The sequence below is a fragment of the Oceanibaculum nanhaiense genome, assembly GCF_002148795.1.
Taxonomy (GTDB): domain Bacteria; phylum Pseudomonadota; class Alphaproteobacteria; order Oceanibaculales; family Oceanibaculaceae; genus Oceanibaculum; species Oceanibaculum nanhaiense.
Map to the genome: position 1 here is coordinate 276165 of NZ_MPOB01000002.1, position 25700 is coordinate 301864.

A 25700-nucleotide genomic window follows, 5' to 3' on the forward strand; every position below is an offset into this window, starting at 1 on the left:
ACCGACCCTGGATGCCCGGATCAGGTCCGGGCATGACGCATAAAGAGAGTCAAAGCTTCATGTCCGAAAACGAAGACAACAGGTTCGGCGGCCGGGCCCGGCGCTATGTCCAGGTCGGCAGCAAGGTCGGCGCGCTGGCGGCACGGCTGGCGGGCGAGCGCTATCTCGGCCTGAAGCTGAACCGCACCGAGCATGCCGAGGGGCTGAAGCAGGCGCTGGGCGGGCTGAAGGGGCCGTTGATGAAGGTGGCGCAGATTCTCGCCACCATCCCCGACGCGCTGCCCAAGGAATATGCCGAGGAGCTGCAGCAGCTGCAATCCAACGCCCCGGCGATGGGCTGGCTGTTCGTGAAGCGCCGCATGGCCGCCGAGCTGGGGCCGGACTGGCGCGCCCGTTTCGCCGAATTCGGGCAGGAGGCCGCGGCCGCCGCCTCGCTGGGGCAGGTGCATCGCGCCACCGGGAAGGACGGCGCGGAGCTTGCCTGCAAGCTGCAATATCCCGACATGCAGTCGGCGGTTGAGGCCGATCTGAAGCAGCTGAAGCTCGCCATGTCGGTCTATGAACGCTACGACAAGGCGATCTCGACCTCGCGCATGTATGAAGAGTTGTCGGCCCGGCTGCGCGAGGAGCTGGATTACCAGCTGGAGGCCCGGCACATGGCGCTCTATGCCGATATGCTGGCCGGCGAATCCGGCGTGCATGTGCCGGTCGCCGTGCCGGAACTCAGCACGAAGCGGCTCCTGACCATGAACTGGCTCGACGGCGCGCCGCTGCTCTCGGTCACCGGGCACGATCTCGATTTCCGCAACAAGGTGGCGTTGAACATGTTCCGCGCCTGGTATGTGCCGTTCTATTTTTTCGGCGCGATCCATGGCGATCCGCATCTCGGCAATTATTCGGTGCGGCCGGATGGCAGCGTGAATCTGCTGGATTTCGGTTGCGTGCGGGTGTTCCGGCCGGATTTCGTCGCCGGAGTCATCGACCTCTACAAGGCGCTGCGCGATGGCGATGACGACCTTGCCGTGCATGCCTATACGAACTGGGGCTTCGACAATCTGACGAAGGACAAGATCGAGGTGCTGAACCTCTGGGCGCGCTTCATCTATGCGCCGCTGATGGAAGACCGCCAGCGCCCGATCCAGGAAACCAACAACGGCATGTATGGCCGCGAAGTGGCGGAGAAGGTGCATGCCGAGCTGCGCCGCATCGGCGGCGTTGCCCCGCCGCGCGAATTCGTGCTGATGGACCGCGCCGCCATCGGCCTCGGCTCGGTGTTCCTGCATCTGAAGGCGGAGATCAACTGGTACCGGATGTTCCACGAGATGATCGCCGATTTCGACGTGACGGAACTCGAAAAACGCCAGGCGAAGGCACTGACGGCCGCCCAGGTTCCGGCGGCGGCGTAACCCAGCCCTGACGCATTGCCCCTTGCCAGCGCGGCCGCGCGGGGCTTTCCTGTGCGGCACTGCAAAAAAGCAAGAAGCAGGAGTGGGGAATGGAGTCTTTTCCGGGCCTGGGATCGGGCGCGCACCGGCCGGTGACGCTGGGCAGCCGGCACATGGTCTCTGCCGGCCATCACGCCGCCGCGCAGGCCGGCCTCGCCATCCTTGAGGCGGGCGGCAACGCCGTCGATGCGGGCGTGGCCGCCGGCATCGCGCTGGGCGTGCTGCAATCCGACCTGGTGAATGTCGCCGGTGTCGCGCCGATCATGATCCGCATGGCGGACAGCGGCGAGGTGATCACGATCAGCGGCCTTGGCTGTTTTCCGAAGCAGGCCAGTTCCGCCTGGTTCCGCGAGAACGAGGGCGGCGAGATTCCGCCTGGCCTGAAGCGCACCGTGGTGCCCGCAGCCCCCGACGCCTGGATCGCCGCGCAGTCGCGTTACGGCACAATGCGCTTTGCCGATGTGGCGGTGGCGGCCATCCGCTACGCCGCCGAGGGCTTCCCGACCCATGCGCTGCTGGCCGATTACGTCTCCGCCAATGCGGAAGCCTATGCCCGCTGGGACGCCAACAAGGCGATCTACTTGCCGAACGGCCGCCCGCCAAAGGTGGGGGAACTGTTCGTGCAGACCGATCTGGCCCGCACCCTGACCTATATGGTGGATCAGGAGAAATCGGCCGGCGGCAGCCGGGAGGATGGGCTGCGCGCCGCGCGCGACGCCTTCTACAAGGGCGATATCGCCCGCACCATCGCCCGCTACCATGCCGAGAATGATGGCTGGATGACGGAGCAGGATCTGGCTGATTTCTCGGTCACCTTCGAGAAGCCGGTCTCCGGGCGCTTCGGCGGCATGAGCGTCTATACCTGCGATGTCTGGTGCCAGGGGCCGGTGCTGATCCAGATGCTGAACCTGCTGAAGGGCATCGATCTGCGCGCACTGGGCCATAACAGCCCGGCCTATATCCATCTGCTGACCGAGGCGATGAAGCTGGGTTTCGCCGACCGCGAGGCCTATTACGGCGATCCGCGCTTCGTCGATGTGCCGATGGATGCGCTGCTGTCGGATGAATATGCCGATCTGCGCCGCGACCTGATCGACCCGAACAAGGCCTGGCCGGAAATGCCGCCGGCCGGCGATCCGCGCAATCTGCGCGCGGTGCTCGGTAACAGCGGCAGCGCCGCGCCGGTCCGGGATGGCGAGCCGCCGCTGTCGCCCGACACCTCCTATGTCTGCGCGGTGGACCGCTGGGGCAATGTGTTCTCCGCCACGCCCAGCGATACATCCAGCGATGCGCCGGTAATTCCGGGGCTGGGCATCTGCCCGTCCTCGCGCGGCTCCCAGGCCTTCACGCAAGCCGGCCATGCCAGCGAACTGATGGGCGGCAAGCGCCCGCGCCTGACGCCGAACCCGGCGCTGGCGGTGTTCGACAACGGCGCGCTGATGCCGTTCGGCACGCCGGGCGGCGATGTGCAGTCGCAGGCCATGCTGCAGGTGCTGCTGAATGTCGGCGTGTTTGGCATGGATACCCAGTCGGCCATCGACGCGCCGCGCTTCGCCACCTACAGCTTCCCCGATTCCTTCGCGCCGCACCCCTATTATCCGGGGCGCCTCACGCTGGAGGGCCGGATCGAGCGCAAGACGCAGGATGTCCTCGCGGCCCTTGGCCACGATGTCGTATCCTGGCCGGACTGGACCTGGAAGGCTGGCGGCGTGTGCGCCATCGTCGCCGATCCTGTGACCGGGGTGAAGGCCGGCGGGGCGGATCGCCGTCGCCCGTCCGGCGTGGCGGGGCTGTAATCTCCGACAAGGCCGTAAGGGCAAGGCTGCAAACAGCCGAGGACAGAGCAATGAGCACACCGACCAAGGACCGCCCGATCGGCGTTCCCGATATCCGCGCCCGCAAGGGGAAGGAACCGCTGGTCTGCCTGACCGCCTATACCGCGCCCATTGCCAAGCTGCTGGACCGGCATGTCGATCTGCTGCTGGTCGGCGATTCGCTGGCGATGGTGGTCTATGGCATGGACTCCACGCTGGGCGTGTCGCTGGACATGATGATCGCCCATGGCAAGGCGGTGACGCGCGGCGCCAAACGCGCCTGCGTGGTGGTCGATCTGCCCTTCGGCTCCTACGAGGAATCGCCGGAGGCTGCCTACCGCTCGGCGGCGCGGGTGCTGGCCGAGACCGGCTGCGCGGCCGTGAAGCTGGAGGGCGGATTGGCGATGGCGCCGACCATCCGCTTCCTCACCGACCGGCATATTCCGGTGCTGGCGCATATCGGCCTGACGCCGCAATCGGTGAACGCCTTCGGCGGCTTCCGCGTGCAGGGCCGCGGCGAGGAACAGGCGGCGCAGGTGATGGCCGACGCGCATGCCGTGACGGAGGCCGGCGCCTTCGGCGTGGTCATTGAGGGGGTGCCGGAACCGCTCGGCCGCGCCATAACGGAAGCCATCGGGATTCCGACCATCGGTATCGGCGCCTCGCCTTCCTGCGACGGGCAGATCCTCGTCACCGACGACATGCTGGGGCTGTTCTCCGACTTCACGCCGAAATTCGTGAAGCGCTTCGCCTCGCTTGGCGCTTCGGTGGAGGCGGCGGTGCAGGCCTATGCCGCCGAGGTGACGGCGCGCCGCTTCCCCGGCCCGGAACATTGCTTCGGCGCTGGTAAGCCGAAGGGGGTGGCATGAGCGATCTGCCCAGCAGCGACCTTCCGCGCATCGTCCGCACCATCGCCGAGCTGCGCCAGCAGGTCGCCGCCTGGCGCGCCGAGGGGCTGAGCGTGGCGCTGGTGCCGACCATGGGCGCGCTGCATGAAGGGCATCTGTCGTTGATGCGGCAGGGCGCGCAGATGTGCGACCGGGTGGTGGCGACGATCTTCGTGAATCCGACGCAGTTCGCGCCATCCGAGGATCTGGATGCCTATCCGCGCCGCGAGGCGCAGGATGTGGCCGCCCTGCACGCTGCCGGCGTGCCGCTGCTGTTCGCGCCGGGCGTGCAGGAGATGTACCCGCAGGGCTTCTCCACCACCATCACCGTGGCGGATGTCAGCGAGGGGCTGTGCGGCGGGCGCAGGCCCGGCCATTTCGCCGGGGTGGCCACCGTGGTGGCCAAGCTGCTGCTGCAGGCGCTGCCCGATGTCGCGATCTTTGGCGAGAAGGATTACCAGCAGCTTCAGGTGATCCGCCGCATGGCGCGCGATCTCGACATCCCGGTACGCATCGAGGGTGGCGAGACGGTGCGCGAGAAAGACGGGCTCGCCCTGTCCTCTCGCAACGCCTATCTGGAGCCGGAGGAACGTGCCATTGCGCCGGCCCTGCACCGCGTGCTGGTCGAGGTCGCCGCGCGCATCGGCCATGGCGCCGCGCCGGCACAGGCGCTGGCGGATGGCATGGCGGTGCTGGAGAGCGAGGGGTTCGGCCCGGTCGAGTATCTGGAACTGCGCGATGCGGAGACGCTGGCCCCCATCTCCGCCCTGGATCCGGCACCGGGCCGGCCCGGCCGGCTGCTGGTCGCCGCCTGGCTCGGCAAGACGCGCCTGATCGACAATATCGCGGTATAGTCGCGGCACATAACAGGAGGGGAGTGGTCAGGATGAGAGTTGGTATCCGTTGGGGTTTGGTCCTGTTCCTCGCCGCGCTGTTGCCGGCGGTCCTTGTCGGGACGCTCCCCGCCCAGGCGCAGGGGAAGGCCGGCGACAAGCCCGCCATCATCTTCGTGCCGGGCTTCATGACCTCGGAAATCAGCGATGGCGGCCGGCGGATCTGGCCGCCGGAGAACGCCGCCAGCGGCGCTGCCGACTTCAAGCGCATGATCATCGCAGACGGCCCGGCGGCGCCCCGCGACGGGCTGACCGCCAACCGGATCATGCCGGATTACGATAGCTTCGTAACCGCGCTCGGCGCGCATGGCAGCGTGCATCCCTTCCCCTATGACTGGCGGCAGAGCGTCTTCGACAGTGCCGCCGATCTCGAGCGTTTCATCGAATCGCGGCCGGCGCTGCGCGATGCCGGGCGCATCGTGCTGGTGGCCCATTCGATGGGCGGGCTGGTCGCCACCGCCTATGCGCAGAACCCGGCAGGGGTCTTCCGGCACAGCGCGGGGGTGGTGAAGCTCATCACCATGGGCACGCCCTATCTGGGCTCGGTGCAGACCGTGCTGGATGCCCGCAACGGCATCGAGCTGGCGCCCGGCGACATCATGCCGTCGCGTGCCTATCAGCAATGGACCAACAGCTTTCCCGGCTTCTACGAGATGCTGCCGGCCTATCTTGACGGGCCGGGCGGGCAGCCCTGCTGCGTCGATCTGAGTGGCGGCGAAAAGCGTCCGCTGGCGCTGTGGCGCTACGCCGACTGGCGGCGGCTGGACTGGCACGCCGGCACCTACGATCCGGCCGCCGTGCAGCACACGCTGGGCGATGGCGTTGGCGGTATCCGGCAGGCGGTCGGGCGCTGGCGTCAGGACATGCCGGCCTGGGTGTTCCCGATCGCCGGCCTGACCGACTGGAAGGGCGATACCATGAAGACGACCTCGCTCTCTTTCGTCGCAAAGGACGGGCGGCTGTCGGCCGGCAAGGGCGACGAATGCACCAGCGACACCGTCATCTGCGCGCCGGGCGACCAGGCGGTGGCGCAGTTCAGCGCCAGCCTGGGCCGGGCCTCGGGCGTGCTGGGCCAGCATGCGGGCAGCTGCTCGGTGCGCCTGGGCACGGGGCCGGACGGGCCGATCTTCCATGGCGACATCACCGATGATGTGAGCGTCCGCGCCTCGGTGTTCGCCGCGCTGAAGGCGAAGGATCATACTGCGCGCTGGTGCCAGCAGGAGCGGAAATAGGTTTCCTGCTGGCAGGGTTGTCATGCCCTGCCAGCAGGTTTTCAGCCTGCGATGCGGAAGGCGATGACGGGCAGGTCATCCATCTTAAGCGTTTCCGCCTGTGCTGGTACGGGCCCGCGCTCGAACAGCGCGCGCAGCGCATCCGGCTTGGCTTCGACACCGAGGATGATCGCCTGCACGACTGGCCCCTCCTTCAGGACCAGGTGGCCATAGACATAGGGGGCGATCTTCTCGAAGCGGGGATGGCAAGCCGGACTGATATTGTGCGTCGCGAAGAGCAGTGTCGCCTTGCCGCTCAATTCCGTTCCCTCCACCTCCCAGCTGCCGCAATGCTCGCAGCAACCGGTCGGCGGGAAGGTGTAGCCGCCGCAGGAATGGCACTTCATCGCGCGGTACGTATTCTGGGCCAGCCCTTCATAATACCAGCGGAGGGCACTCGGCTGTTCGGTGACGTCTTGCATGTCACAATCCTCCCAGAACGATCACGGTGCCGATCATGGCGTACCCGTGTGTGTGGATGACAGAAATCTCGGGCCGGGCGGCTATCTGCCTAGACCCGGCCTTGCCTCGCATCTGCAGCACGGCCTCGTAGGTGTCGGTGCCGGCACTCGCTCCCCAGGCATGGCCGAAGGCATGCCGGCCGCCATGGGTTGACATGGGACGATCGCCATCGAAGCGCAATCGCCCGCCGCGGGCTGCGTCCAGCCCCTTGCCCGGTTCCAGATAGCCCATCATTTCCGCGGTACAGATGCCGGAGATGTGCGAGCAGTCGTGCGTATGCAGATAGTCAATGTCAGCGGCGGCGATGCCGGCCATGTTGAAGGCGGTATCGGCGGCGCGCTTGTCAAACTCCCAATAGGTGGGGTCCTCGCCGTACCAGGGCAGGTCACTGTAGTTGATGCCGAATCCTTTCAGTTCCACAGGCTGCGACTTACCGCCTTTGGCGAGATCGGCGCGTGTCAGCACCATGGCCGAGGCGCCGTCGGCCGTGGTGACGAGGCTGAGCAGCCGGGATGGCCAGGCGACGAACGGATTGTGCTCGTCCGACCGCCAATAGTCGAAAGTATCTGTGAAGCCCTCACGCGCAGCGCGGTCTTCCAGTGTTTCCTGGATGTTGGCTTTCGGGTTCATCGAGCCATGGAGCCGTCGCGTGCGGCACAGCTCGAACATGCCCTGGTCGTAATCCTCGAGGGAGATGCCGTATTTGCGGCAATAGCCAAGGGCGACCAGACCGTTATAGGTCGAGAAGATATCGTAGCCCTGCGGCACGCCATAGGCTTGGTTGACCGCCATGTCGGTCCACAGCCAGGTCTGCTGGTGGGAGATCGGCTCGCGCTCGTAGGGGCTGTAGTCCTTCACCTTGGTCCGGGTCGTCTCCAGCCCATAAACCAGAACCGTATCGTACACGCCGGCGGCGATCGCCATTGCTGCGAGGGCGGCGCCGACATTCGTGGTCGAGCACTGCGCCTCGAAATGCACGCCTGCCTTGAATTGCGTGCCGGTCCATTTCGAAAGCTGTGAATATGTGCCGGGCACCTGCGAGCTGTGCACCATCGCGTTCCCGGCGAAGACGGCATCGACGTCCTGCCCGGTCAATCCGGCGTCGTTCAAGGCCTCTTTTACCGCCATGGCGGTAAGTTCCTGGATGCTGAGACCCTTGATTTCGGGGGTATTGAGCAAATCGCCGAAACGCGAGCAGCCCACCCCCGAAATGGCGACTTTCTCCCTCAATTTCCCTTTTTTCATGGCCATGCCTTTCCTCAGTAATGCTCCAGCATTCCAAGGGCCGAATCCTGGTCTCAAGAATGCAGGACAGGCGCGGTATATCCGCGTATTTGTATATTAGAATATATAAAATTTATGCTGACATTGATCAGGATCAATAAAGGAAGAAATAACAGGGAGAGGTGCTGTAGCGGCTGCGGCGGGGCGTGAAAATAAGAAAAGGGGCCAGGCCGGTGTGGCCTAACCCCTTGTTCTGATTGGTGGGCGCAGTAGGACTCGAACCTACGACCCGCTGATTAAGAGTCAGCTGCTCTACCAACTGAGCTATGCGCCCCCAGGATGTGGCCGGCGCCTCGCAAGGCCCGTCCACCGCAGGAAGGCGTGCGATATAGCAAGTCGGCTGCGGCTTGTCGAGCGTGAAGGTGCGGCGGCGGCGGTTTTTCCGTCAATCCTCGTCCACGCCGCGCCGGCTGATGCGGATGTCGCGGTGGACATAGGCGCCGATCACAAAGCCGAATCCCACCATCAGCGTCAGCATCGCCGTGCCGCCATAGGAGATCAGCGGCAGCGGAATGCCGACCACGGGCAGCAGGCCGGTCACCATGGCGATGTTGATGAACAGATAGAGGAAGAAGTTCAGCGTCAGCCCCAGCGCCAGCAGGCGGGCAAACTGGCTGCGGGCGCGCAGGCCGATGGCTGTGCCGTAGATCAGCACCAGCACGTAGAGGCCGATCAGCCCGATGCCGCCGGCGAGGCCGAATTCCTCGGCCAACATGGTGAAGATGAAGTCGGTCTGCTTTTCCGGCAGGAAGTTCAGATGGCTCTGCGAGCCTTGCAGGAAGCCCTTGCCGAACATGCCGCCGGACCCCAGTGCGATCTTCGACTGCAGGATGTGGTAGCCGGTTCCGAGCGAATCATTCTCGGGGTTGAGGAAGGTGAGGATGCGGTTGCGCTGGTACTCGCGCAGCAGCCCCCAGGCGATCGGGATGCAGGCCAGGCCGGCCAGGCCGACCAGCAGGAACTTCCAGATTCTGACGCCGGCCAGGAACAGCAGCCCGCTGCCGGCGAACAGCAGCATCATCGCGGTGCCGAGGTCGGGCTGGCGCAGCACCAGCAGGGCGGGCGCCGCGATCATCAGCAGCGGCGGCAGCAGATAGGTGATGCGGCCGGTTTCCTCATGGGTCAGGCCGTGAAAATAGCGCGCCAGCGCCAGCACCAGGGCGACCTTCATCAGTTCCGAGGGCTGCAGCTGGAAGAACCCCAGATCGACCCAGCGTTGCGCGCCCATGCCGATCTCGCCGGCAACCTCGACCACGAACAGCAGCGCCAGCGCGCCGAGATAGCCCACATAGGCCCAGCGCATCCAGAAGCGTATGTCGATCAGGGCAATCACCAGCAGGGCGCCCAGCGCCACGCCGAAGCGCGCCATCTGCCGCATCGCCCAGGGCTGCCAGTTGCCATTGGCCGCGGAATAGAGCATGGCGAAACCGACCGAGGCGATCATGATCAGCAGCAGCACCAGGAACCAGTTAATCTGCAGGATCTTGCGGCCTAGCGTCAGTTCGCGCTTGCCGTAGCTGCCGATGCTCATGGGCTCAGCTCCTGCCCGGCGGGACGAAGGCCAGCGGCCGGCCCTGGGCCGGGTCGCGGCGCTGCGTCTCGATCAGCAGATCGCGGGCGATGGGGGCGGCAACGGCCGAACCGCCGCCGCCATGTTCGACGATGACGGCACAGCAATAGCGCGGCGCATTCACCGGCGCATAGCCGACGAACAGCGCGTGGTCGCGGTGCCGCCAGGGCAGATCCTCATTCTTCCGGACGCCGGTCAGGCGCTCCGCCATGGTAATGCGGCGCACCTGCGCGGTGCCGGTCTTGCCGCCCATCTCCATGCCGGCCTCGGCGATGCGGGCACGGTAGGCGGTGCCGCCATTCGGATCGTTGGTGACAGCCGCCATGGCGGTGCGCACCAGGCGCAGATGTTCCTGCGCAATGCCAAGCGACGGGAAGCCGCCTTCGCTGCCCGGTAAGGCTACGGTCTGCAGGCCACCCTGTCCCGGCAGGTGCCGGGTCAGATGCGGTGTCACCGCGATGCCGCCATTGACCAGCCGGGCGGTCATCACGGCAAGCTGCAGCGGCGTTGTCAGGATGTAGCCCTGGCCGATGCCGGCGATCAGCGTCTCGCCCTGGTGCCACGGCTTGCCCATACGGGCCTGTTTCCATTCGCGGGTCGGAATCAGGCCGGGCCGCTCGCCGGGCAGGTCGAAGCCGAGAGTCTGCCCAAGGCCCAGCCGTTCGGCCATGGCGGCGATACGGGCGATGCCCAGGCGCTTCGAGACCTCGTAGAAATAGACGTCGCAGGAATGCTTGATCGCGTCATGCATATCCATATGGCCGTGACCGGGCCGCTTCCAGCAATGGAAGCGGGTGTCGCCCAGCTCCAGATGGCCGGGGCAGAAAACGCGCTGGCCAGGCGAGATCACGCCGGTTTCCAGCGCTGCCAGCGCCACCACCATCTTGAAGGTGGAGCCGGGCGCATACTGGCCGGCGATCGCCTTGTTGGTCAGCGGGCCGCGCTCGTTGGAGATCAGTTCCTCCCATTCGTTCGGCGTCAGGCCGCGGTTGAAGGCGTTCGGGTTGAAGCCGGGGGTGGAGGCGAGGGCCAGCACGTCGCCATTGTGCACATCCATGATGACGGCGGCCGCGCTCTCCTCGCCCAGCCGGTTCATGGCGAAGCGCTGCAATTCCATGTCGAGGGTGATCTCGATGCGCCGGCCGGGCTGGCCCTCCTCACGCGACAGCTCGCGGATCACCCGGCCCAGCGCGTTCACTTCCACCTGGCTGGTGCCGGCCTTGCCGCGCAGATGCTGGTCATGCACCTTCTCGATGCCGTTCTTGCCGATGCGGAAATCCGGCAGTTCCAGCAGCGGATCGCCGGTCAGTTCGGATTCCGAGACCGCCGCGACATAGCCCAGCACATGGGCGGCCTGTTCGGCATAGGGGTAGAAGCGGGTCAGGCCGACCTCGATGGAGATGCCGGGCAGGTCGGGCGCACTGACCTCGACACGGCTGACTTCCTCCCAGCTCAGATTCTCGCGCACGGTGATCGGCACGAAGGCGCGCTTGCGGCGCATATCGCGCAGCACCCGCCGCACCTCGCGCTCCGGCAGATCGATGATCCGACCCAGCCGTTCCAGCGTCACCGGCACATTGCCCGATTGTTCGCGCACGATGACGACGCGGTAGTTCTTTTCGTTGATCGCCAGCGGCACGCCGAGCCGGTCCACGATCTCGCCGCGCGGCGGCGGCAGCAGGCGGATGCTGATCCGGTTGTCGTCGGCCAGCACGCGGTAGCGGTCGGCCTGCACCACCTGCAGGTAATACAGCCTGCCGGCCAGCGCGCCGACGAGGCCAAGCTGCCCCGCGCCCAGCATCAGGGCGCGGCGGGTCAGCACCTTCTGCCGTTCCTGATCGCGGTCCTTCTTCATGCCAGTCCGATCCTAACGCTGGATGTGGCGGTGCGCGGCGACGAAGAGGATCGCCAGGCACGGGAACAGCGCCACGGTAATGGCGTACTGGAACATCGCCGGCTGCAGGCCGACCATGGCGCCGTTCAGCACGGTGATCAGCAGCCAGATCAGCAGCGCCGCCATTGCCGCCAGCACGGCGAAGCCGATCCAGGCGATGTAGAACGGGCGCTTCAGGAAGGCGCGCCTTTGCCCCAGCGCCGTGCCATACACGAACAGCAGGGCCAGCGCGCCCACCCCCAGCGGCAGCCCGGACAGCGCGTCTTCCAGCACGCCGATCACGAACACCATGCCCAGCGGCAACAGGTCAGGACGGTACACCGCCCAGTAGAACACCGCCATCAGCGTATAGGCCGGCGCCACGCTGCCGAGATAGGGGACGCCCAGCGGCACGGTGCCCAGCAGCAACAGCAGCAGCGTCAGCACAACAGGGATCAGCCGTCGTGCCCAAAGGTCCAGCCGTTGGGCAAGCGAGAGCTTCATCGCCGCCCCGGACTTTGCTGCGCTTCCTGCCGGACGGTTTCGCCGCCCGCCGCTGCGGGCAGATGGAAATCGACAAGGCGCAGATATTCGATCTTGTGCCACTCGACGAAGGGCTTCACCCGGACCTCATAGTCGCTGACCGAGATCACGATGCCGACCGGCAGGCCCGGCGGCAGCGCGCCGGCATGGCCGGAGGTCACGATACGGTCGCCGGGCGACACCTTGGCGTTGCTGTCGAGATACAGCAGCTTCGGGCGCACCGTGTTGTCGCCGGCCAGGATCGCACGGTCGCGGGAATTCTCAACGATCACCGGGATGCGCGAGTTCAGGTCGGTGATCAGTAGCGCCCTTGCGTGCTGATAGCCGACCTCCGCGATGCGGCCGGCCAGCCCCTGGCCGGTCATGGCCGCCTGGCCTTTCTCGATGCCGTCGCGCGACCCCACATTCACCAGCACGCTGCGCACGAAGGGACCGCCGCTGTCGCCGATCACCCGCCCGGTGACATAGCTTGCCGCCGGATCGGGAATATAGCCGGTGAGCGCCCGCAGCGACCGGTTCTCCGCCTCCAGCAGCCGGGCGGCCTGTTGCCATTGCTGCAGCCGGGCATTCTCCTCGCGCAGCCGGGCATTTTCGGTGCGCAGGTCACGCAGTTCCCGGAATTGCTGGAGAAGATCGGATACCGTGGCGGCCGGCCGGGACAGCACGTCGAGGATCGGCGCGGTGGCATCGACGATGGCCGTGCGCGTGCGCTCCACCAGCACGATATCGGCCTTTCCCAGCACCAGCAGGCCGAAGGCGGCAGCGATCAGCAGCCCATAGGAAAAGCGATGCCAGAAGCTGCGGAACGGTTCGGTGATGGTGGTGAACGAACCGGATCGACGCGCCACTTAAGATTCCCCCGCAAGCCTTTGTGTTAAAAGACTCTTGGCAATATACAGAAAGTTTCCGCGAATTAATAGGACCCGATAAGGACGTTTTTCAGGACCTTCATTTCCTCCAGGCAGCGCCCGGTGCCGAGCGCCACGCAGGTCAGCGGGTCGTCGGCGATGGAAACCGGCAGGCCGGTGGCATGGCGCAGCACCAGGTCCAGATTGTTCAGCAACCCGCCGCCACCGGTCAGCACGATGCCCTTATCGACGATGTCGGCCGCCAGTTCCGGCGCGGTGTGCTCCAGCGCCACCTTCACCGCCTCGATGATGGCGGAGACCGGCTCGGCCAGGCTCTCGGCGATCTGGCGCTGGCTGATGACCAGCTCCTTCGGCACGCCGTTCATCAGGTCGCGGCCCTTGATCTCCATGGTCTTGCCCTCGCCATCCTCGGGCGGGCAGGCGGAGCCGATTTCCTTCTTGATGCGCTCGGCGGAACCCTCGCCGACCAGCAGATTATGGTGGCGGCGGATATAGGCGATGATCGCCTCGTCCATCTTGTCGCCGCCGACGCGCACGCTGCGCGAATAGACGATGCCGCCCAGCGACAGCACCGCGACCTCGGTCGTGCCGCCGCCGATATCGACGACCATGGAGCCGGTCGGCTCGGTCACCGGCAGGCCGGCGCCGATCGCCGCGGCCATCGGCTCCTCGATCAGGAACACCCGGCGCGCGCCGGCGCTTTCCGCCGATTCCTGGATGGCGCGGCGTTCCACGGCGGTGGAGCCGGACGGCACGCAGATGATGACCTGCGGGCTGGCGAAGCTGCGCCGGTTATGCACCTTGCGGATGAAGTGCTTGATCATCTCCTCGGCGATCTCGAAATCGGCGATGACGCCGTCGCGCAAGGGGCGGATCGCCTGGATGTTGCCCGGCGTGCGGCCCAGCATCTGCTTCGCCTCCTCGCCGACTGCCAGCACCTGCTTCTTGCCCTTCACATTGGCAATGGCGACCACCGAGGGCTCGTTGAGCACGATGCCCCGGCCTTTCACATAGACCAGCGTATTCGCCGTGCCGAGGTCAATCGCCATATCGGCGGACAGCATGCCAAGGAGGTTCGCGAACATAGGGGCTATCTTTTCTCACACCGTGGATTGAAAGGAGCCGGCGGGCTGTCGTGCCCGCCGGTAGAATCAAAATGCCGCGATGCGCCCTTCACGATCAAGCCGAAAGCGCCTCCGGCGCCCGCTTCTCGCGCTTCGTCAGCAATTTATTGAGTGCATGTATATACGCCTTTACGGACGCAACGATGGTATCGCTATCCGCGCTCTGGCCGTTCACCGTTTTTCCGCTCTCTTCCAGCCGCACGGTGACCTTCGCCTGGGCGTCGGTGCCCTCGGTCACGGCATGCACCTGGTAGAGCTGCAGCGTCGCCTCGTGCGGGAACAGCGCGCGCATTGCGTTGAAGGCGGCGTCCACCGGGCCATTGCCCTCGCAGGTGGTGCTCATCGGCGCGCCGTTCACCGTCAGCTCCAGCGCCGCGGTCTGCGGCCCCTTGGAGCCGCAGGCAACCTGCAGCGAGACGAAGCGGATATAATCGTTGGCGCGGGTCATCTCGTCATCGACCAGGGCCACGATATCCTCGTCGAACACCGTCTTCTTCTTGTCCGCCAGATCCTTGAAGCGGTTGAAGGCGTCGTTCAGCGCGTTGTCGCCCAGCTCGAAGCCCAGCTCCTTCAGCTTGGTGCGGAAGGCGTTGCGCCCGGAATGCTTGCCCATGACGATGTTGGACTTGTTCAGCCCGACCGATTCCGGCGTCATGATCTCGTAGGTCTGCGCGTTCTTCAGCATGCCGTCCTGGTGGATGCCGCTTTCATGCGCGAAGGCGTTGGCGCCGACAATGGCCTTGTTCGGCTGCACCGAGAAACCGGTGATGGCGGAGACCAGCTTGGAGGCGCGGGTGATCATCGTGGTGTCGATGCCGGTGTGGAACGGCATGACATCGTTGCGCGTGCGCAGCGCCATGACGATCTCTTCCATCGCCGCGTTGCCGGCGCGCTCGCCCAGCCCGTTCACCGTGCATTCGACCTGCCGCGCGCCGGCCGAGACAGCGGCCAGCGAATTGGCGACGGCGAGGCCCAGATCATTGTGGCAATGCACCGACAGGATCGCCTTGTCGATGTTCGGCACCCGGTTCAGCAGCATGGTGATCAGCGCGGCGTACTCGTCCGGCACGGTATAGCCGACGGTATCGGGCACATTGATGGTGCGGGCACCGGCCTTGATCGCGCTTTCGACGCAGCGGCACATGAAATCATGCTCGGTGCGGCTGCCATCCTCGCAGCTCCACTCCACATCGTCGGTGAAGCGCCGCGCATGGGTCACGCTGTCCACCACGGCCTGGTGCACGGCGTCCGGCTCCATCCGCAGCTTGTACTTCATGTGCAGCGGGCTGGTGGAGAGGAAGGTGTGGATGCGCGGCCGCGCGGCCGGCTTCAGCGCCTCGGCGGCGCGCTCGATATCCTTCAGCCCGGCGCGGGCGAGGCCGGCGACGACGGAATTCTTCACCCGCTTGGCGATCTCGTGCACCGCCTCGAAATCGCCGTTGGAGGCGATCGGGAAGCCGGCCTCAATCACATCGACGCCCATCTCTTCCAGCAGGGTGGCGATCTGCAGCTTCTCTTCGAGATTCATCGAGGCGCCGGGCGATTGCTCGCCGTCGCGCAGGGTGGTGTCGAAGATGATGACGCGGTTCTTGTCGCTGGCAGTATTGGTGGTGTTCATGGCTCAATTCCTCTGGTCAACCGGGACAGACGCTTCGATTGTTCCCCTGAACACCATTGCATTCCTATGTGCAGGCGGGCGTTCAGGGGCTGATAAGTCGAAGCAGCCCGGCAAGGCCGAGGGTCAGGCCCAGCAGCAGGGAAAGACCGAACAGGCTGGTCATGTCGGCAGAACGCCCGGAAGCGGCAGGCACGGAAATGGCGACGGCACCCTGGCGGGTGCGCCGACGGTTATTCCGATCTGTGCCGTAATGGGCCACTGTCGAATCGTTCCTTCCCTTGCGCGACGGTGCGTTCTTTGCGGTTGGCATATTGCAAAACGCTACCGTGCTTTAAAAACTACGCGGCAAGGCCAGTGTATGCAACGTTTTTATGGTTTTTCCGTGATATCCGGCAGGACGGACTCGCGGGCAAACATATCCTTCGCCGCCAGCACCGCGCCGCCGACGATCAGCACGCAGGCCGCCGCCAGCACCCAGCTTGGCGCGCCCATGCCGAACAGCACCAGCAGGATGGTGGAGAGCAGGGGGGCTGCATAGCTGGCCGCCCCCAGCGCCTTGATGTCGCCGTGCTTCACGCCATGGTCCCAGGTGAAGAAGGCCAGCCCCACCGGTCCCAGCCCCAGCCCCAGCACGGCCAGCCATTCCAGCGCCGATCCGGGCAGCACGGTGTCCTCGAAGATCAGGTGGCAGACCAGTCCCAGCACGGCCGACGCGGCGCAGAACCCGCCCACCGTGTCGGTCGGCACAGATTTCACGAAGCGGCTCAGCACCGAATAGCCGGACCAAGTGAAGGCACAAGCCAGCGCCGCCAGATAGCCCAGCGCGTAGTCCGCGCGGAAGGCGACCGCGCCGCCATTGGTCACCAGCAGTGCCGCACCCGCAAGACCGGCCAGCGCACCGGCCAGATGCCACCAGCGCAGCCTCTCACCCGGCAGCAGCGCAGAGAAGATCACGATCAGCAGCGGCCACAGATAGGCGATCAGCCCGGCTTCCACCGGCGGCGCGTTGCGCAGCGCCAGGAAGTAGAAGAAATGGTAGCCGAACAGCCCGCCGACCCCCAGCAGCCAGACCGGCCAGGCCTGCCGCAGATAGGCGAGCGGATTCTGCCGGTAGTACGCCCATTTCACGGCGATCATCGCGCTGGCCACGGCGAAGGCCAGCGCCACCAGCAGGAAGGGCGGCACCTTGCCGGTCAGCGTGGTGAACAGCGCCAGCGTCGCCCACATCAACACCGCCGTGCCGCCAATCAGGGTGGCCTTCACGGTAGATGTCATGCCGGGTCTCCCGTCCGCAGATGGGCGCGCAGATGGCGTTGCGCCAGGATGATGCAGACCAGGCCCGCCAGCCCGGCCAGCACGATCAGCACATAGGAGGCGGCATAGCCGCCGGTCAGGCCGGTGCTGGCGGCGAAGGCGGCCGGGCCGCCGACCACGCCGGCAAAGGTCAGCACCAGCGAGCCGCCGGTGGCGGCGCCGATCTGGCCGGCCGGGGCGAGCCGCGCGACCGCCGCCATATAGACGCCGTTCCAGCCCACCGCCGTCGCGCCGATCAGCATGAACACGCCATAGATCGCGGCGACCGGCCAGTCGGGGGCCAGCATCGGCACTGTCGCGGCGGCCAGGATCAGCAGGCCGATCAGCAGCTTCAGCACCTTCAGGCTGTCGCCCAGCCGGTCGGCCATCCAGCCCCACAGCAGACGGGCAGCGACGCTGACCACCTGCGACAGCGACAGCACCAGCCCGGCGGCGACCAGCGTATAGGACAGTTCCTCCACCAGCAGCGCCACCAGGAAGGTGGTGAAGCAGAGCTGCGAGAAGGACAGCGTCATCGCCGCCAGCGAGATCAGCCGCAGGCCCTTCGAGCGCCAGACCAGCGCGATGGCCGCCAGCGGCGAGGTGAACAGCCGGATGCCGGGGTCGCGGTCATCGTCCCAATGCCGGCGCGAGAGCTGCAGCAGCAGCATGAGGACAAGGCAGAACAGTGCGACCAGCGAAATCCCGCCCTGCCAGCCGACCGCCAGCGCCGCGGAGGGGATCAGCAGCCCGGCCAGCATGCCGCCCCAGGGCACGCCGGTCTGCTTGATCGAGAAGATCAGGTTGATGCGCGGGCCGGTGGCGAAGCGCGACAGCAGGTGCGAGGCGGCCGGGTTGGTGAAGCCATAGCCCAGCCCCATCACGAAGGCGCCCAGCGCCAGCGCCGGCAGCCAGCCGCCGGCGACCAGCAGAATGCCGGTGGCGCACAGCGCCAGCGCCAGCTGGCTGGCCCGGCAACCGCCCAGCCGCCTGACCACCGCGCCGCCGATCATCGAGGTGGCGATGGCGCCGGCATAGATCATCGTCACCAGATAGCCGATCAGCGAGGTCGGCAGGTCCAGCGACGCGCCCAGCGCCGGCGCCACGGTCGAGGGCGACATCGTGCTCATCGAGGCGAAGGCCTGCGTCGCCGTGGTGGCGAGCACCAGCCACCAGAGCGGGAAGGGGCGCGCGGGAGGGCCAGCAGGAGGGGCGGCGGGAGGGGAGGGCTGCATGATTGGCTGGCTGGATGCGGAAACGGATATCGCTCAACCCTAGAGCGAAGCTCATCCGCCCGCCAGACCAAAGCGGGGTGAAAATGGGAGGAGGGGGCTAACGCGGGTAGAACAAAAAAAGAGGGCGCCCGCAGGCACCCTCTTTTGCAAAATAGTATGAAGCCGTGTGCTCAGGAATCGTAGCGCCCGTCGCTGTCGTCACCGCTGTCGCTGCCGCTGCTGATGCCGAAGACGTCGGTCAGCGATTTCTCGGCTGGCGCGGGTTCCGCTGCCGTGGTCGCGTCAGCGGCGGCAGGGGTTTCCTCGACGGCCGGCTTGATGACCAGTTCCGGACGCTTGGCGCGCGCGGCGATCAGCGCGGCGTTCATGTCCTTCATGGTGCACAGGCCGAGCTGCACCGGATGCTGCGCGCGGATGCTGGACGAGTTCCAGTGGCTCTTGTCGCGTATTGCCTGGATGGTCGGCTTGGTAGTGCCCAAGAGCTTGCCGATCTGCGCGTCCGACAGTTCGGGGTGGTAGCGCAGCAGATAGGCGATGGCGTCGGGCTTGTCCTGACGCTTGGAGATCGGCGTGTATTTCGGCCCCTTGCGCTTCTGCTCCGGCACTTCGACGGTGCGGGCCGATGCTTCGAGCCGCGCCTTGGTGTCCTTGGTGCAGCGTTCGATCTCGGCCCAGCTCAGCTGGCCGTTGGCGACGGGGTCGAGGCCCTGCATGCCGGTCGCGACCTCGCCATCGGCGATCGCCTGAACCTCCAGCGGATGCAGCCCGCAGAAAGCGGCAATCTGCTCGAAGCTGAGCGCAGTGTTCTCGACCAGCCAGACGGCAGTTGCCTTCGGCATCAACAATTCGGCCATGATTCCTCCTGATTGGCGACCGCTCAAAAGGTCGCCAGACGCGATATGTTGGTTGGAAATACCCTATTTCAACCGAATGGGTAAGACCGAATGGGTAAAGATGGCGGGCGCACGACCGCCCCTGCGGTCGCCGCTGCCATCAGCTCTGTCTTGTCCCGATGCTCAGATTTCTAGCATGATTTTCCCGATATGGGTGCTGGATTCCATGAGGGCATGCGCCTTCGCGGCATCCTCCAGCTTCATCGTCTCGTGGATCAGCGGCTGCACCTTGCGGGCATCCAGCAGCGGCCAGACCTCGCGGTACAGGTCGCGCCCGATCAGCGCCTTCTGCAGGACGCTGCGCGGCCGCAGGGTCGAAGCGGTGATGGTCAGCCGCTTCATCATCAGCGTCGGGATGAACATCTCCGCCTTGGCGCCACCCAGCACGGCGATGATGACCAGCCGTCCCTCGGTGCGCAGCGCGTCCAGATTCCGCTCCAGATAGGGCGCGCCCACCATGTCGAGGATCAGGTCGGCGCCGCCGCAGCTGTCCTTCAGGATCTTGGCGAAATCCTCGGTCTTGTAGTTGATGCCGCGCTCGGCCCCGAGGTCCTCGCAGACCCGGCATTTATCGTCGCTGCCGGCGGTGGCGAACACCCGCGCCTCGAACTGCCGCGCCAGCTGGATCGCCGTGGTGCCGATGCCGCTGGTGCCGCCATGCACCAGGAACACCTCGCCCGGCTTCAGCCGGCCGCGGTCGAACACGTTGGTCCAGACCGTGAAATAGGTCTCCGGCACGGCCGCCGCCTCGATCATCGAATAGCCCTTGGGGACCGGCAGGCACTGCAGCGCCGGCGCCACGCAATATTCCGCATAGCCGCCGCCGGCGACCAGCGCGCAGACCGCATCGCCGACCTTCCAGTCCGGCAGATCGCCGGAGAGGCCGGCAAGCTCCGCCGCGCCGTCAGGTTCGCCCATCTCGACGATGGTGCCGGCCACTTCCAGCCCCGGAATGTCGGTGGTGCCGGGCGGCGGGTTGTAGTTGCCGCTGCGCTGCTGCACGTCCGGGCGGTTCACGCCGGCCGCCGCAACCTTGATCAGCACCTCGCCGGGACCGGGCTTCGGCAGCGGGCGCGTCGCCGGGCGCAGCACTTCCGGGCCGCCGGGCTGCGCGATCTCGATGGCGCGCATCATCTCTGGCAAAGCCATATTCTTTATCCTCCCCATTTCGGAATTCCCTTGTCCTCTATTATGCTCCTTGCGCTCTTGCAAGCACCGAAGCAACTGACATGAGGGAGGGTGTATCATGGAACCGGAGGATATGCTGCCGCGCAGCATGCAGCCGCAGCGCCGCAACCTCGACCCGATGTCGGTGGAGGAGCTGGAAGCCTACATCGCTGAGCTGGAGGCGGAGATCGCCCGCGTCCGGCTGGATATCGAGAAGAAGACGAAACATCGCAGCAGCGCCGATTCGCTGTTTAAACGCTAACCGCATTCCCGTCCGCTCCCTTCACGCCCCAACCGCCCCTTCAAGCGAGGAACACACAGTGACCGTAAAACTGAACGGAAAGCGCGCCATCGTCACCGGATCGACCAGCGGCATCGGCCTCGGCATTGCCCGCGCGCTGGCCGCGTCGGGCGCCGACATCATGCTGAACGGCTTCGGCGATGCCGGCGAGATCGAGGCGTTGCAGCGCGGGCTGGAGCAGGCCTATGGCGTGAAGGTCGGCTACAGCGCCGCAGACATGGCGCGGCCCGACGATGTTGTCGGGCTGATCGAGGATGCGGCCGGGCTGCTGGGCGGCGTCGATATCCTGGTGAACAATGCCGGCATCCAGCACACCGCGCCGGTGGAGGAATTCCCGGTCGAGCGCTGGGACGCGGTACTCGCCATCAACCTGTCCTCCAGCTTTCACACCATCCGCGCGGCGCTGCCGCTGATGCGCAAGGGCGGCTGGGGCCGGATCGTCAATATCGCCTCGGCGCACGGCCTCGTCGCCTCGGTGAACAAGGCGGCCTATGTCGCGGCCAAGCACGGGCTGGTCGGGCTGACCAAGGTGGTGGCGCTGGAGACCGCCAATGATGGCATCACCTGCAACGCGATCTGCCCGGGCTGGGTGCTGACCCCGCTGGTGCAGAAGCAGATCACCGCCCGCGCCGAGGCTGGCGGAATCCCCGTTGCCGAGGCGGAGCGCAACCTGCTGGGCGAGAAGCAGCCGATGCACAAATTCACCAAGCCGGAACAGATCGGCGAGTTCACCGTCTTCCTGTGCTCCGACGCGGCGGCGACCATGACCGGGTCGAGCTACTCGCTGGATGGCGGCTGGACCGCGCAGTAGCGTGGCCGGCATACGCAAGTACACCAGCCGGCGATGGCGATGGAAGCGAGGTGCGCAAAGTAATTCTCGCCACCAGATGCAACTGCGAGTCAGTTGAGTCGTCAGTCGGGTGGCCGTAAAAATCTATATTTTAGTAATCTCTTGTTAACATCCTCAAAATATACTAATGTTCTATTGTGTTCTTGCGGTAATCAGGCCGATTTCGCGAGACGCATGGTGACTGTGAAGCCTCCCTTCCTTCAGCGCCGCCTTTCGAGGCGGCGCTTTTTTCGGTTCAGGGACTGGCTGGTCCGCCCGCCCGAATAGCGCCGTCAATACCCGCCAGATCATGTAAAAGCGCCGGAATCCCTAGTGTTTTTCAGTGCCGAATCGAACGACTTGACGAGTCTGTATGCTGATGACTACCCTTTGGCACACTTGTACTCGGCAAGTTGAACAGGGCAGACAAATCGAGGGCGGAACACCGCTCCGGTCATGGGAATGAAGGGCCGTCCCCCTGGGATGGCCCTTTCTCTTTGGCGGCCCTTTCCGTTTGTCCTATTTCCGTTGCCGCTCTTTGCCCCCGCATCCGTGGCGTGTAGAGTGCCGCCAAAGTGAGGGGAGAGGGACCGCACGACCATGACCGACGCCAATGCCTTCCGGTTCGACACGCTGTCGCTGCATGCCGGGCAGCAGCCGGACCCGACAACCGGCGCGCGGGCGGTGCCGATCTATCAGACCACCTCCTTTGTCTTCAAAGACGTCGATCACGCCGCCGCGCTGTTCAATCTGGAACGCTCCGGCCATATCTACAGCCGCATCTCCAACCCCACCGTTGCGGTGCTGGAGGAAAGGCTGGCGGCGCTGGAGGGCGGTGTCGGCGCCATCGCCACGGCCAGCGGTCAGGCAGCGCTGCATCTCGCCATCGTCACGCTGATGGGGGCGGGCGGCCATATCGTCGCCTCCAACCGGCTCTATGGCGGCAGCCACAATCTGCTGACCCACACCCTGCCGCGCTTCGGCATCACCGCCAGCTTCGTCGATCCGCGCGATCTGGACGGTTTCCGCAAGGCGATCCGCCCGGAAACAAGGCTGGTGTTCTGCGAGACCATCGGCAATCCGGGGCTGGAGGTCGCCAATCTGCCGGAACTCTCGAAGATCGCGCATGAGGCCGGCGTGCCGCTGATGGTCGATTCGACCTTCGCCACGCCTTATCTGTGCCGGCCGTTCGAGCATGGCGCCGATATCGTCATGCATTCGGCGACCAAGTGGCTGGGCGGGCACGGCGTGGCGATCGGCGGCATGCTGGTCGATGGCGGCACCTTCGACTGGGAAAAATCCGGCAAGTTCCCGACGCTGACCGAACCCTATGCCGGCTATCACGGGCTGGATTTCGCCGAGGAGTACGGGCCGCTGGCCTTCATCATGCGCGCCCGCGCCGAGGGTTTGCGCGATTTCGGCGCCTGCATCAGCCCGCACAACGCCTTCCTGCTGCTGCAGGGGGTGGAGACGCTGCATCTGCGCATGGCGCGCCATGTCGAGAATGCCCGCGCGGTGGCACGCTTCCTGGAAGCCCATCCGGCGGTTGCCTGGGTGAATTATCCGGAGCTGGACAGCCATGCCGACAAGGCTCTCGCGGCGAAACTGCTGCCCAGGGGTGCGGGCTCCATCGTTACCTTCGGCGTGAAGGCCGATGCCGGGGGCGAGCGCGAGGCCGGCCGGCGCTTCATCGAGAAGCTGATCGTGTTCTCGCATCTGGCCAATGTCGGCGATGCCAAGTCGCTGGTGATCCATCCGGCCTCCACCACGCATCAGCAGATGGATGCCGGCTCGCTGAAGGCGGCGGGTATCGGCGAGGAGCTGATCCGCCTGTCGGTCGGGCTGGAGGACAAGGATGATCTGCTGGCCGATCTCGACCAGGGCCTGAAGGCTTCCCAGAAGGGGTAAGTTAGGTATGGAGCTTACGATAGACGGCAAGCGCGTCTTCGCCGCGACCGGCGGGCGCGATTTCGATCCGGCGCTGCCCGCCGTGATCTTCCTGCATGGCGCCGGCATGGACCGCAGCGTCTGGTCCGGCCAGCTGCGCTATTTCGCCAATCACGGCTGGGCGGCGCTGGCGCTCGATCTGCCGGGGCATGGTCGCTCGGAAGGCCCGGCGCTGCCGGACATCCCGGCGATGGCCGGCTGGGTCGGGCAGGTGATGGAGGCTGCAGGAATCGGGAAGGCGGCGCTGGTCGGCCATTCGATGGGGGCGCTGGTGGCGCTGGCGGCGGCGGCGCGCCATCCGGGGAAGGTCTCTGCCCTTGCCCTGTTGGGCGCGGCGCTGCATATGCCGGTGCATCCCGACCTGCTGGAAGCCGCCCGCACCGGCAAACACGCCGCCATCGACAGCATGGTGAACTGGGGCGTCGGCCGCCCGGCCCATATCGGCGGGCATATCGCGCCGGGCCTGTGGGTCGCCGGGGCGAGCCTGCGGCTGCTGGAGCGCGGCGATCATGCCGCGCTGGCCAGTGACCTTGCCGCCTGCAACGATTATGCGGAAGGCCGTGAGGATGCGGCGAAGGTGCTGGTGCCGGCCCTGGTGCTGATCGGCGCCGCCGACCGCATGACACCGCCCAAGGCCGGCCGCGCGCTGGCCGAGGCGCTGCCCGATCCGCGCACCATGGAGATGCCGGGCGCCGGCCATATGATGATGATCGAGAAGCCGGATGCGACGCTGGACATGCTGAAGGGCTTTCTCGCCTGGGTGCGGCCCGCATGACTGAGATTGTTGAGACGCGCGACCGCTATCCGCATTTCCTGTCCATTCCGACGCGCTGGAAGGACAACGACATCTACGGCCATGTGAACAATGTCGAATATTACTCCTTCTTCGACACGGTCATCTGCACCTACCTGATCCGCGATGGCGGGCTGGACATCCACCGCGCCCCGGTGATCGGCGTGGCGGTGGAGAGCAAATGCACCTTCAAGCGCTCGCTCGCCTTCCCCGATGTGGTGGAGGCCGGCCTGCGCATCGCCAGGCTGGGCAATTCATCGGCGCGCTATGAGATCGGCCTGTTCCGCCAGGGCGAGGCGGAGATCGTGGCGCAGGGCTATTTCGTGCATGTGTTCGTCACCCGCGCCGAGCAGAAGCCGGTGCCGATCCCGGATCCGATCCGCGCCGCGCTGGAACGCATCGCGGTGGGGTGAGGGGTTACGCCGTCTGTTCCGCCCAGGCGAACAGCTTGCGCATGAAGGCGATGCCTTCCTCGACCTGTGAGACGGCGATGAATTCGTCGGGCTGGTGCGCCTGCACGATGGAGCCGGGGCCGCACATGACGGTGGAGATGCCGGCCTCCTGGAACAGCCCGCCCTCGGTGGCGAAGGCGACAACGCCGGTCTGATTCACGCCGGTCAGGTGGCGCACCAGCGCCTCGGCCACGCCATCGCTCTCCGGCTTCAGCGGCGGCACGGCGGCGAACAGCCGCATGGTCGCCCCGGCCTTCGGCGACTGCGCCTTCAGCTCCGCGTCCAGTGCTTCGACGGCGGCGCGCAGCTCGGCTTCCATCGCAGCACCATCATCCTCCGGCACGATGCGCATCTCGACCGCGAAATTGCAGTTCTGCGGGATGATGTTGCCCGCCGTGCCGCCCTCGATGCGGCCGATATTGAAGCTGGAATAGGGCGGCTCGAACGCCTCGGCGCTGGGCCGCTGCTTGGCTGCTTCCTGCATCGCCTTCACGGTCTGGATCAGGTCGGTGGCGGCGAACACCGCATTCACCCCGTTCTGCGGCAGGCTGGAATGGCCGGCCACGCCCGTTACCTCGATGCGGTAGGCCTGCACGCCCTTATGCGCGGTGACCAGCTTCATCTCCGTCGGCTCGCCGATGATGACGGCGCGCGGCAGCGGGAAATTCTCGACGATGTCGCGGATCAGATGCTTCACGCCGAAGCAGCCGACCTCCTCGTCGAAGGAGAAGGCGAAATGGATCGGCGTCCTCAGATCCATCTTCACCAGCTCCGGCACCAGCATCAGCGCGATGGCGATGAAGCTCTTCATGTCGCTGGTGCCGCGCCCGTAGAGCAGCCCGTCCTTCTGCACCACCTCGAACGGGTCGGTCGCCCAGATCTGGCCCTCCACCGGCACCACGTCGGTATGGCCGGACAGCACGATGCCGCCTTTGTCCTTCGGGCCGATGGTGGCGTAGAGGTTGGCCTTGCCGTGCGCCTCGTCGAAGGTCAGCCGGCTGTCGATGCCATACCCCGCAAGATAGGCTTTCACATCCTCGATCAGCGCCAGGTTGGACAGCGCCGAGGTGGTGTCGAAGGCAACCAGCCGGCGGATCATGGCGATGGCGCGTGCGGTATCGGTCAAGGGGGATACTC

At 65.9% G+C, this 25700-nt stretch carries 24 protein-coding genes and 1 tRNA gene; 10 read left to right on the forward strand and 15 right to left on the reverse strand.

Translation table 11 applies throughout. The annotated features are described in order from the left end of the window. Positions 1-59: 59 nt before the first annotated feature. The 5 genes from BKM74_RS04410 to BKM74_RS04430 all read left to right on the forward strand — a co-directional run bounded on the left by BKM74_RS04410 (position 60) and on the right by BKM74_RS04430 (position 6271). Positions 60-1406, forward strand: a complete 1347-nt coding sequence (locus tag BKM74_RS04410) for an ABC1 kinase family protein (RefSeq protein ID WP_086464474.1) — start codon at positions 60-62, stop codon at positions 1404-1406. An 89-nt stretch (positions 1407-1495) separates the two neighbouring features. Further along, a complete protein-coding gene (locus BKM74_RS04415; RefSeq protein WP_086464475.1) occupies positions 1496-3241 on the forward strand; it encodes a gamma-glutamyltransferase family protein in 1746 nt (581 codons plus the stop codon). Between the two features lie 50 nt (positions 3242-3291). Next, positions 3292-4128: a 3-methyl-2-oxobutanoate hydroxymethyltransferase gene (gene panB, locus BKM74_RS04420; RefSeq protein ID WP_086464476.1), complete on the forward strand. Its 837-nt coding sequence runs from the start codon at positions 3292-3294 to the stop codon at positions 4126-4128. Then, positions 4125-5000 (forward strand): pantoate--beta-alanine ligase, encoded by an 876-nt coding sequence (gene panC / locus BKM74_RS04425; RefSeq protein ID WP_086464477.1) that lies wholly within the window; start codon positions 4125-4127, stop codon positions 4998-5000. The genes panB and panC overlap by 4 nt, the downstream gene beginning before the upstream one ends. 32 nt (positions 5001-5032) lie before the next feature. Next, entirely contained in the window at positions 5033-6271 is a 1239-nt protein-coding gene (locus BKM74_RS04430) for an esterase/lipase family protein (protein ID WP_086464478.1), read from the forward strand. Between the two features lie 41 nt (positions 6272-6312). Here BKM74_RS04430 and BKM74_RS04435 read toward each other — a convergent pair whose 3' ends face one another. The 14 genes from BKM74_RS04435 to BKM74_RS04495 form a co-directional block, all read right to left on the reverse strand. Continuing rightward, entirely contained in the window at positions 6313-6732 is a 420-nt protein-coding gene (locus BKM74_RS04435; RefSeq protein WP_086464479.1) for a Zn-ribbon domain-containing OB-fold protein, read from the reverse strand. A 1-nt stretch (position 6733) separates the two neighbouring features. Next, the gene (locus BKM74_RS04440; protein ID WP_217895437.1) at positions 6734-8023 is read right to left on the reverse strand and encodes a thiolase family protein; all 1290 of its coding nucleotides are present in this window, start codon (positions 8021-8023) and stop codon (positions 6734-6736) included. Positions 8024-8254: 231 nt separating this feature from the next. After that, a tRNA-Lys gene (locus BKM74_RS04445) sits at positions 8255-8330 on the reverse strand. 111 nt (positions 8331-8441) lie between these two features. Continuing rightward, positions 8442-9587 carry a rod shape-determining protein RodA gene (rodA, locus tag BKM74_RS04450; protein WP_086464480.1) on the reverse strand — a complete coding sequence of 382 codons (1146 nt, stop codon included), beginning with the start codon at positions 9585-9587 and terminating at the stop codon, positions 8442-8444. Positions 9588-9591: 4 nt separating this feature from the next. Beyond that, positions 9592-11481 (reverse strand): penicillin-binding protein 2, encoded by a 1890-nt coding sequence (gene mrdA / locus BKM74_RS04455; protein WP_086464481.1) that lies wholly within the window; start codon positions 11479-11481, stop codon positions 9592-9594. A 12-nt stretch (positions 11482-11493) separates the two neighbouring features. Beyond that, complete coding sequence (gene mreD, locus BKM74_RS04460; RefSeq protein WP_086464482.1) at positions 11494-12003, reverse strand: rod shape-determining protein MreD; 510 nt, start codon at positions 12001-12003, stop codon at positions 11494-11496. Further along, positions 12000-12890: a rod shape-determining protein MreC gene (gene mreC / locus BKM74_RS04465; RefSeq protein WP_086464483.1), complete on the reverse strand. Its 891-nt coding sequence runs from the start codon at positions 12888-12890 to the stop codon at positions 12000-12002. Before mreC ends, mreD begins: the two co-directional genes overlap by 4 nt. Before the next feature lie 65 nt (positions 12891-12955). After that, a complete protein-coding gene (locus BKM74_RS04470; RefSeq protein WP_008945103.1) occupies positions 12956-13996 on the reverse strand; it encodes a rod shape-determining protein in 1041 nt (346 codons plus the stop codon). A gap of 94 nt (positions 13997-14090) precedes the next feature. Continuing rightward, positions 14091-15653 (reverse strand): 2-isopropylmalate synthase, encoded by a 1563-nt coding sequence (locus BKM74_RS04475; protein WP_086464484.1) that lies wholly within the window; start codon positions 15651-15653, stop codon positions 14091-14093. A gap of 82 nt (positions 15654-15735) precedes the next feature. After that, positions 15736-15912, reverse strand: a complete 177-nt coding sequence (locus tag BKM74_RS18675) for a hypothetical protein (RefSeq protein WP_176342390.1) — start codon at positions 15910-15912, stop codon at positions 15736-15738. A 110-nt stretch (positions 15913-16022) separates the two neighbouring features. Beyond that, positions 16023-16928 (reverse strand): aromatic amino acid exporter YddG, encoded by a 906-nt coding sequence (gene yddG / locus BKM74_RS04480; RefSeq protein WP_086464485.1) that lies wholly within the window; start codon positions 16926-16928, stop codon positions 16023-16025. Then, positions 16925-18181 (reverse strand): MFS transporter, encoded by a 1257-nt coding sequence (locus BKM74_RS04485; protein WP_086464486.1) that lies wholly within the window; start codon positions 18179-18181, stop codon positions 16925-16927. Before BKM74_RS04485 ends, yddG begins: the two co-directional genes overlap by 4 nt. Positions 18182-18351: 170 nt before the next feature. Next, a complete protein-coding gene (locus tag BKM74_RS04490; protein WP_086464487.1) occupies positions 18352-19035 on the reverse strand; it encodes a DUF1013 domain-containing protein in 684 nt (227 codons plus the stop codon). Positions 19036-19197: 162 nt separating this feature from the next. Then, positions 19198-20223, reverse strand: coding sequence for an NAD(P)H-quinone oxidoreductase (locus tag BKM74_RS04495; RefSeq protein ID WP_217895438.1), 1026 nt, complete (start codon positions 20221-20223; stop codon positions 19198-19200). 97 nt (positions 20224-20320) lie between these two features. On the opposite strand from BKM74_RS04495, the gene BKM74_RS04500 reads away from it, so the two are divergent. From BKM74_RS04500 to BKM74_RS04520, 5 genes are all read left to right on the forward strand, one after another. Then, entirely contained in the window at positions 20321-20503 is a 183-nt protein-coding gene (locus tag BKM74_RS04500) for a DUF1192 domain-containing protein (RefSeq protein WP_086464488.1), read from the forward strand. A 58-nt stretch (positions 20504-20561) separates the two neighbouring features. Next, positions 20562-21353 (forward strand): 3-hydroxybutyrate dehydrogenase, encoded by a 792-nt coding sequence (locus BKM74_RS04505; RefSeq protein ID WP_086464489.1) that lies wholly within the window; start codon positions 20562-20564, stop codon positions 21351-21353. Between the two features lie 618 nt (positions 21354-21971). Then, a complete protein-coding gene (locus BKM74_RS04510; RefSeq protein WP_086464490.1) occupies positions 21972-23279 on the forward strand; it encodes an O-acetylhomoserine aminocarboxypropyltransferase in 1308 nt (435 codons plus the stop codon). A 7-nt stretch (positions 23280-23286) separates the two neighbouring features. Then, complete coding sequence (locus tag BKM74_RS04515) at positions 23287-24093, forward strand: alpha/beta fold hydrolase (protein WP_086464491.1); 807 nt, start codon at positions 23287-23289, stop codon at positions 24091-24093. Further along, positions 24090-24524, forward strand: coding sequence for an acyl-CoA thioesterase (locus BKM74_RS04520; RefSeq protein ID WP_086464492.1), 435 nt, complete (start codon positions 24090-24092; stop codon positions 24522-24524). Before BKM74_RS04515 ends, BKM74_RS04520 begins: the two co-directional genes overlap by 4 nt. Positions 24525-24528: 4 nt before the next feature. Here BKM74_RS04520 and argE read toward each other — a convergent pair whose 3' ends face one another. After that, positions 24529-25689: an acetylornithine deacetylase gene (gene argE / locus BKM74_RS04525; RefSeq protein WP_086464493.1), complete on the reverse strand. Its 1161-nt coding sequence runs from the start codon at positions 25687-25689 to the stop codon at positions 24529-24531. Between the last annotated feature and the right edge of the window lie 11 nt (positions 25690-25700).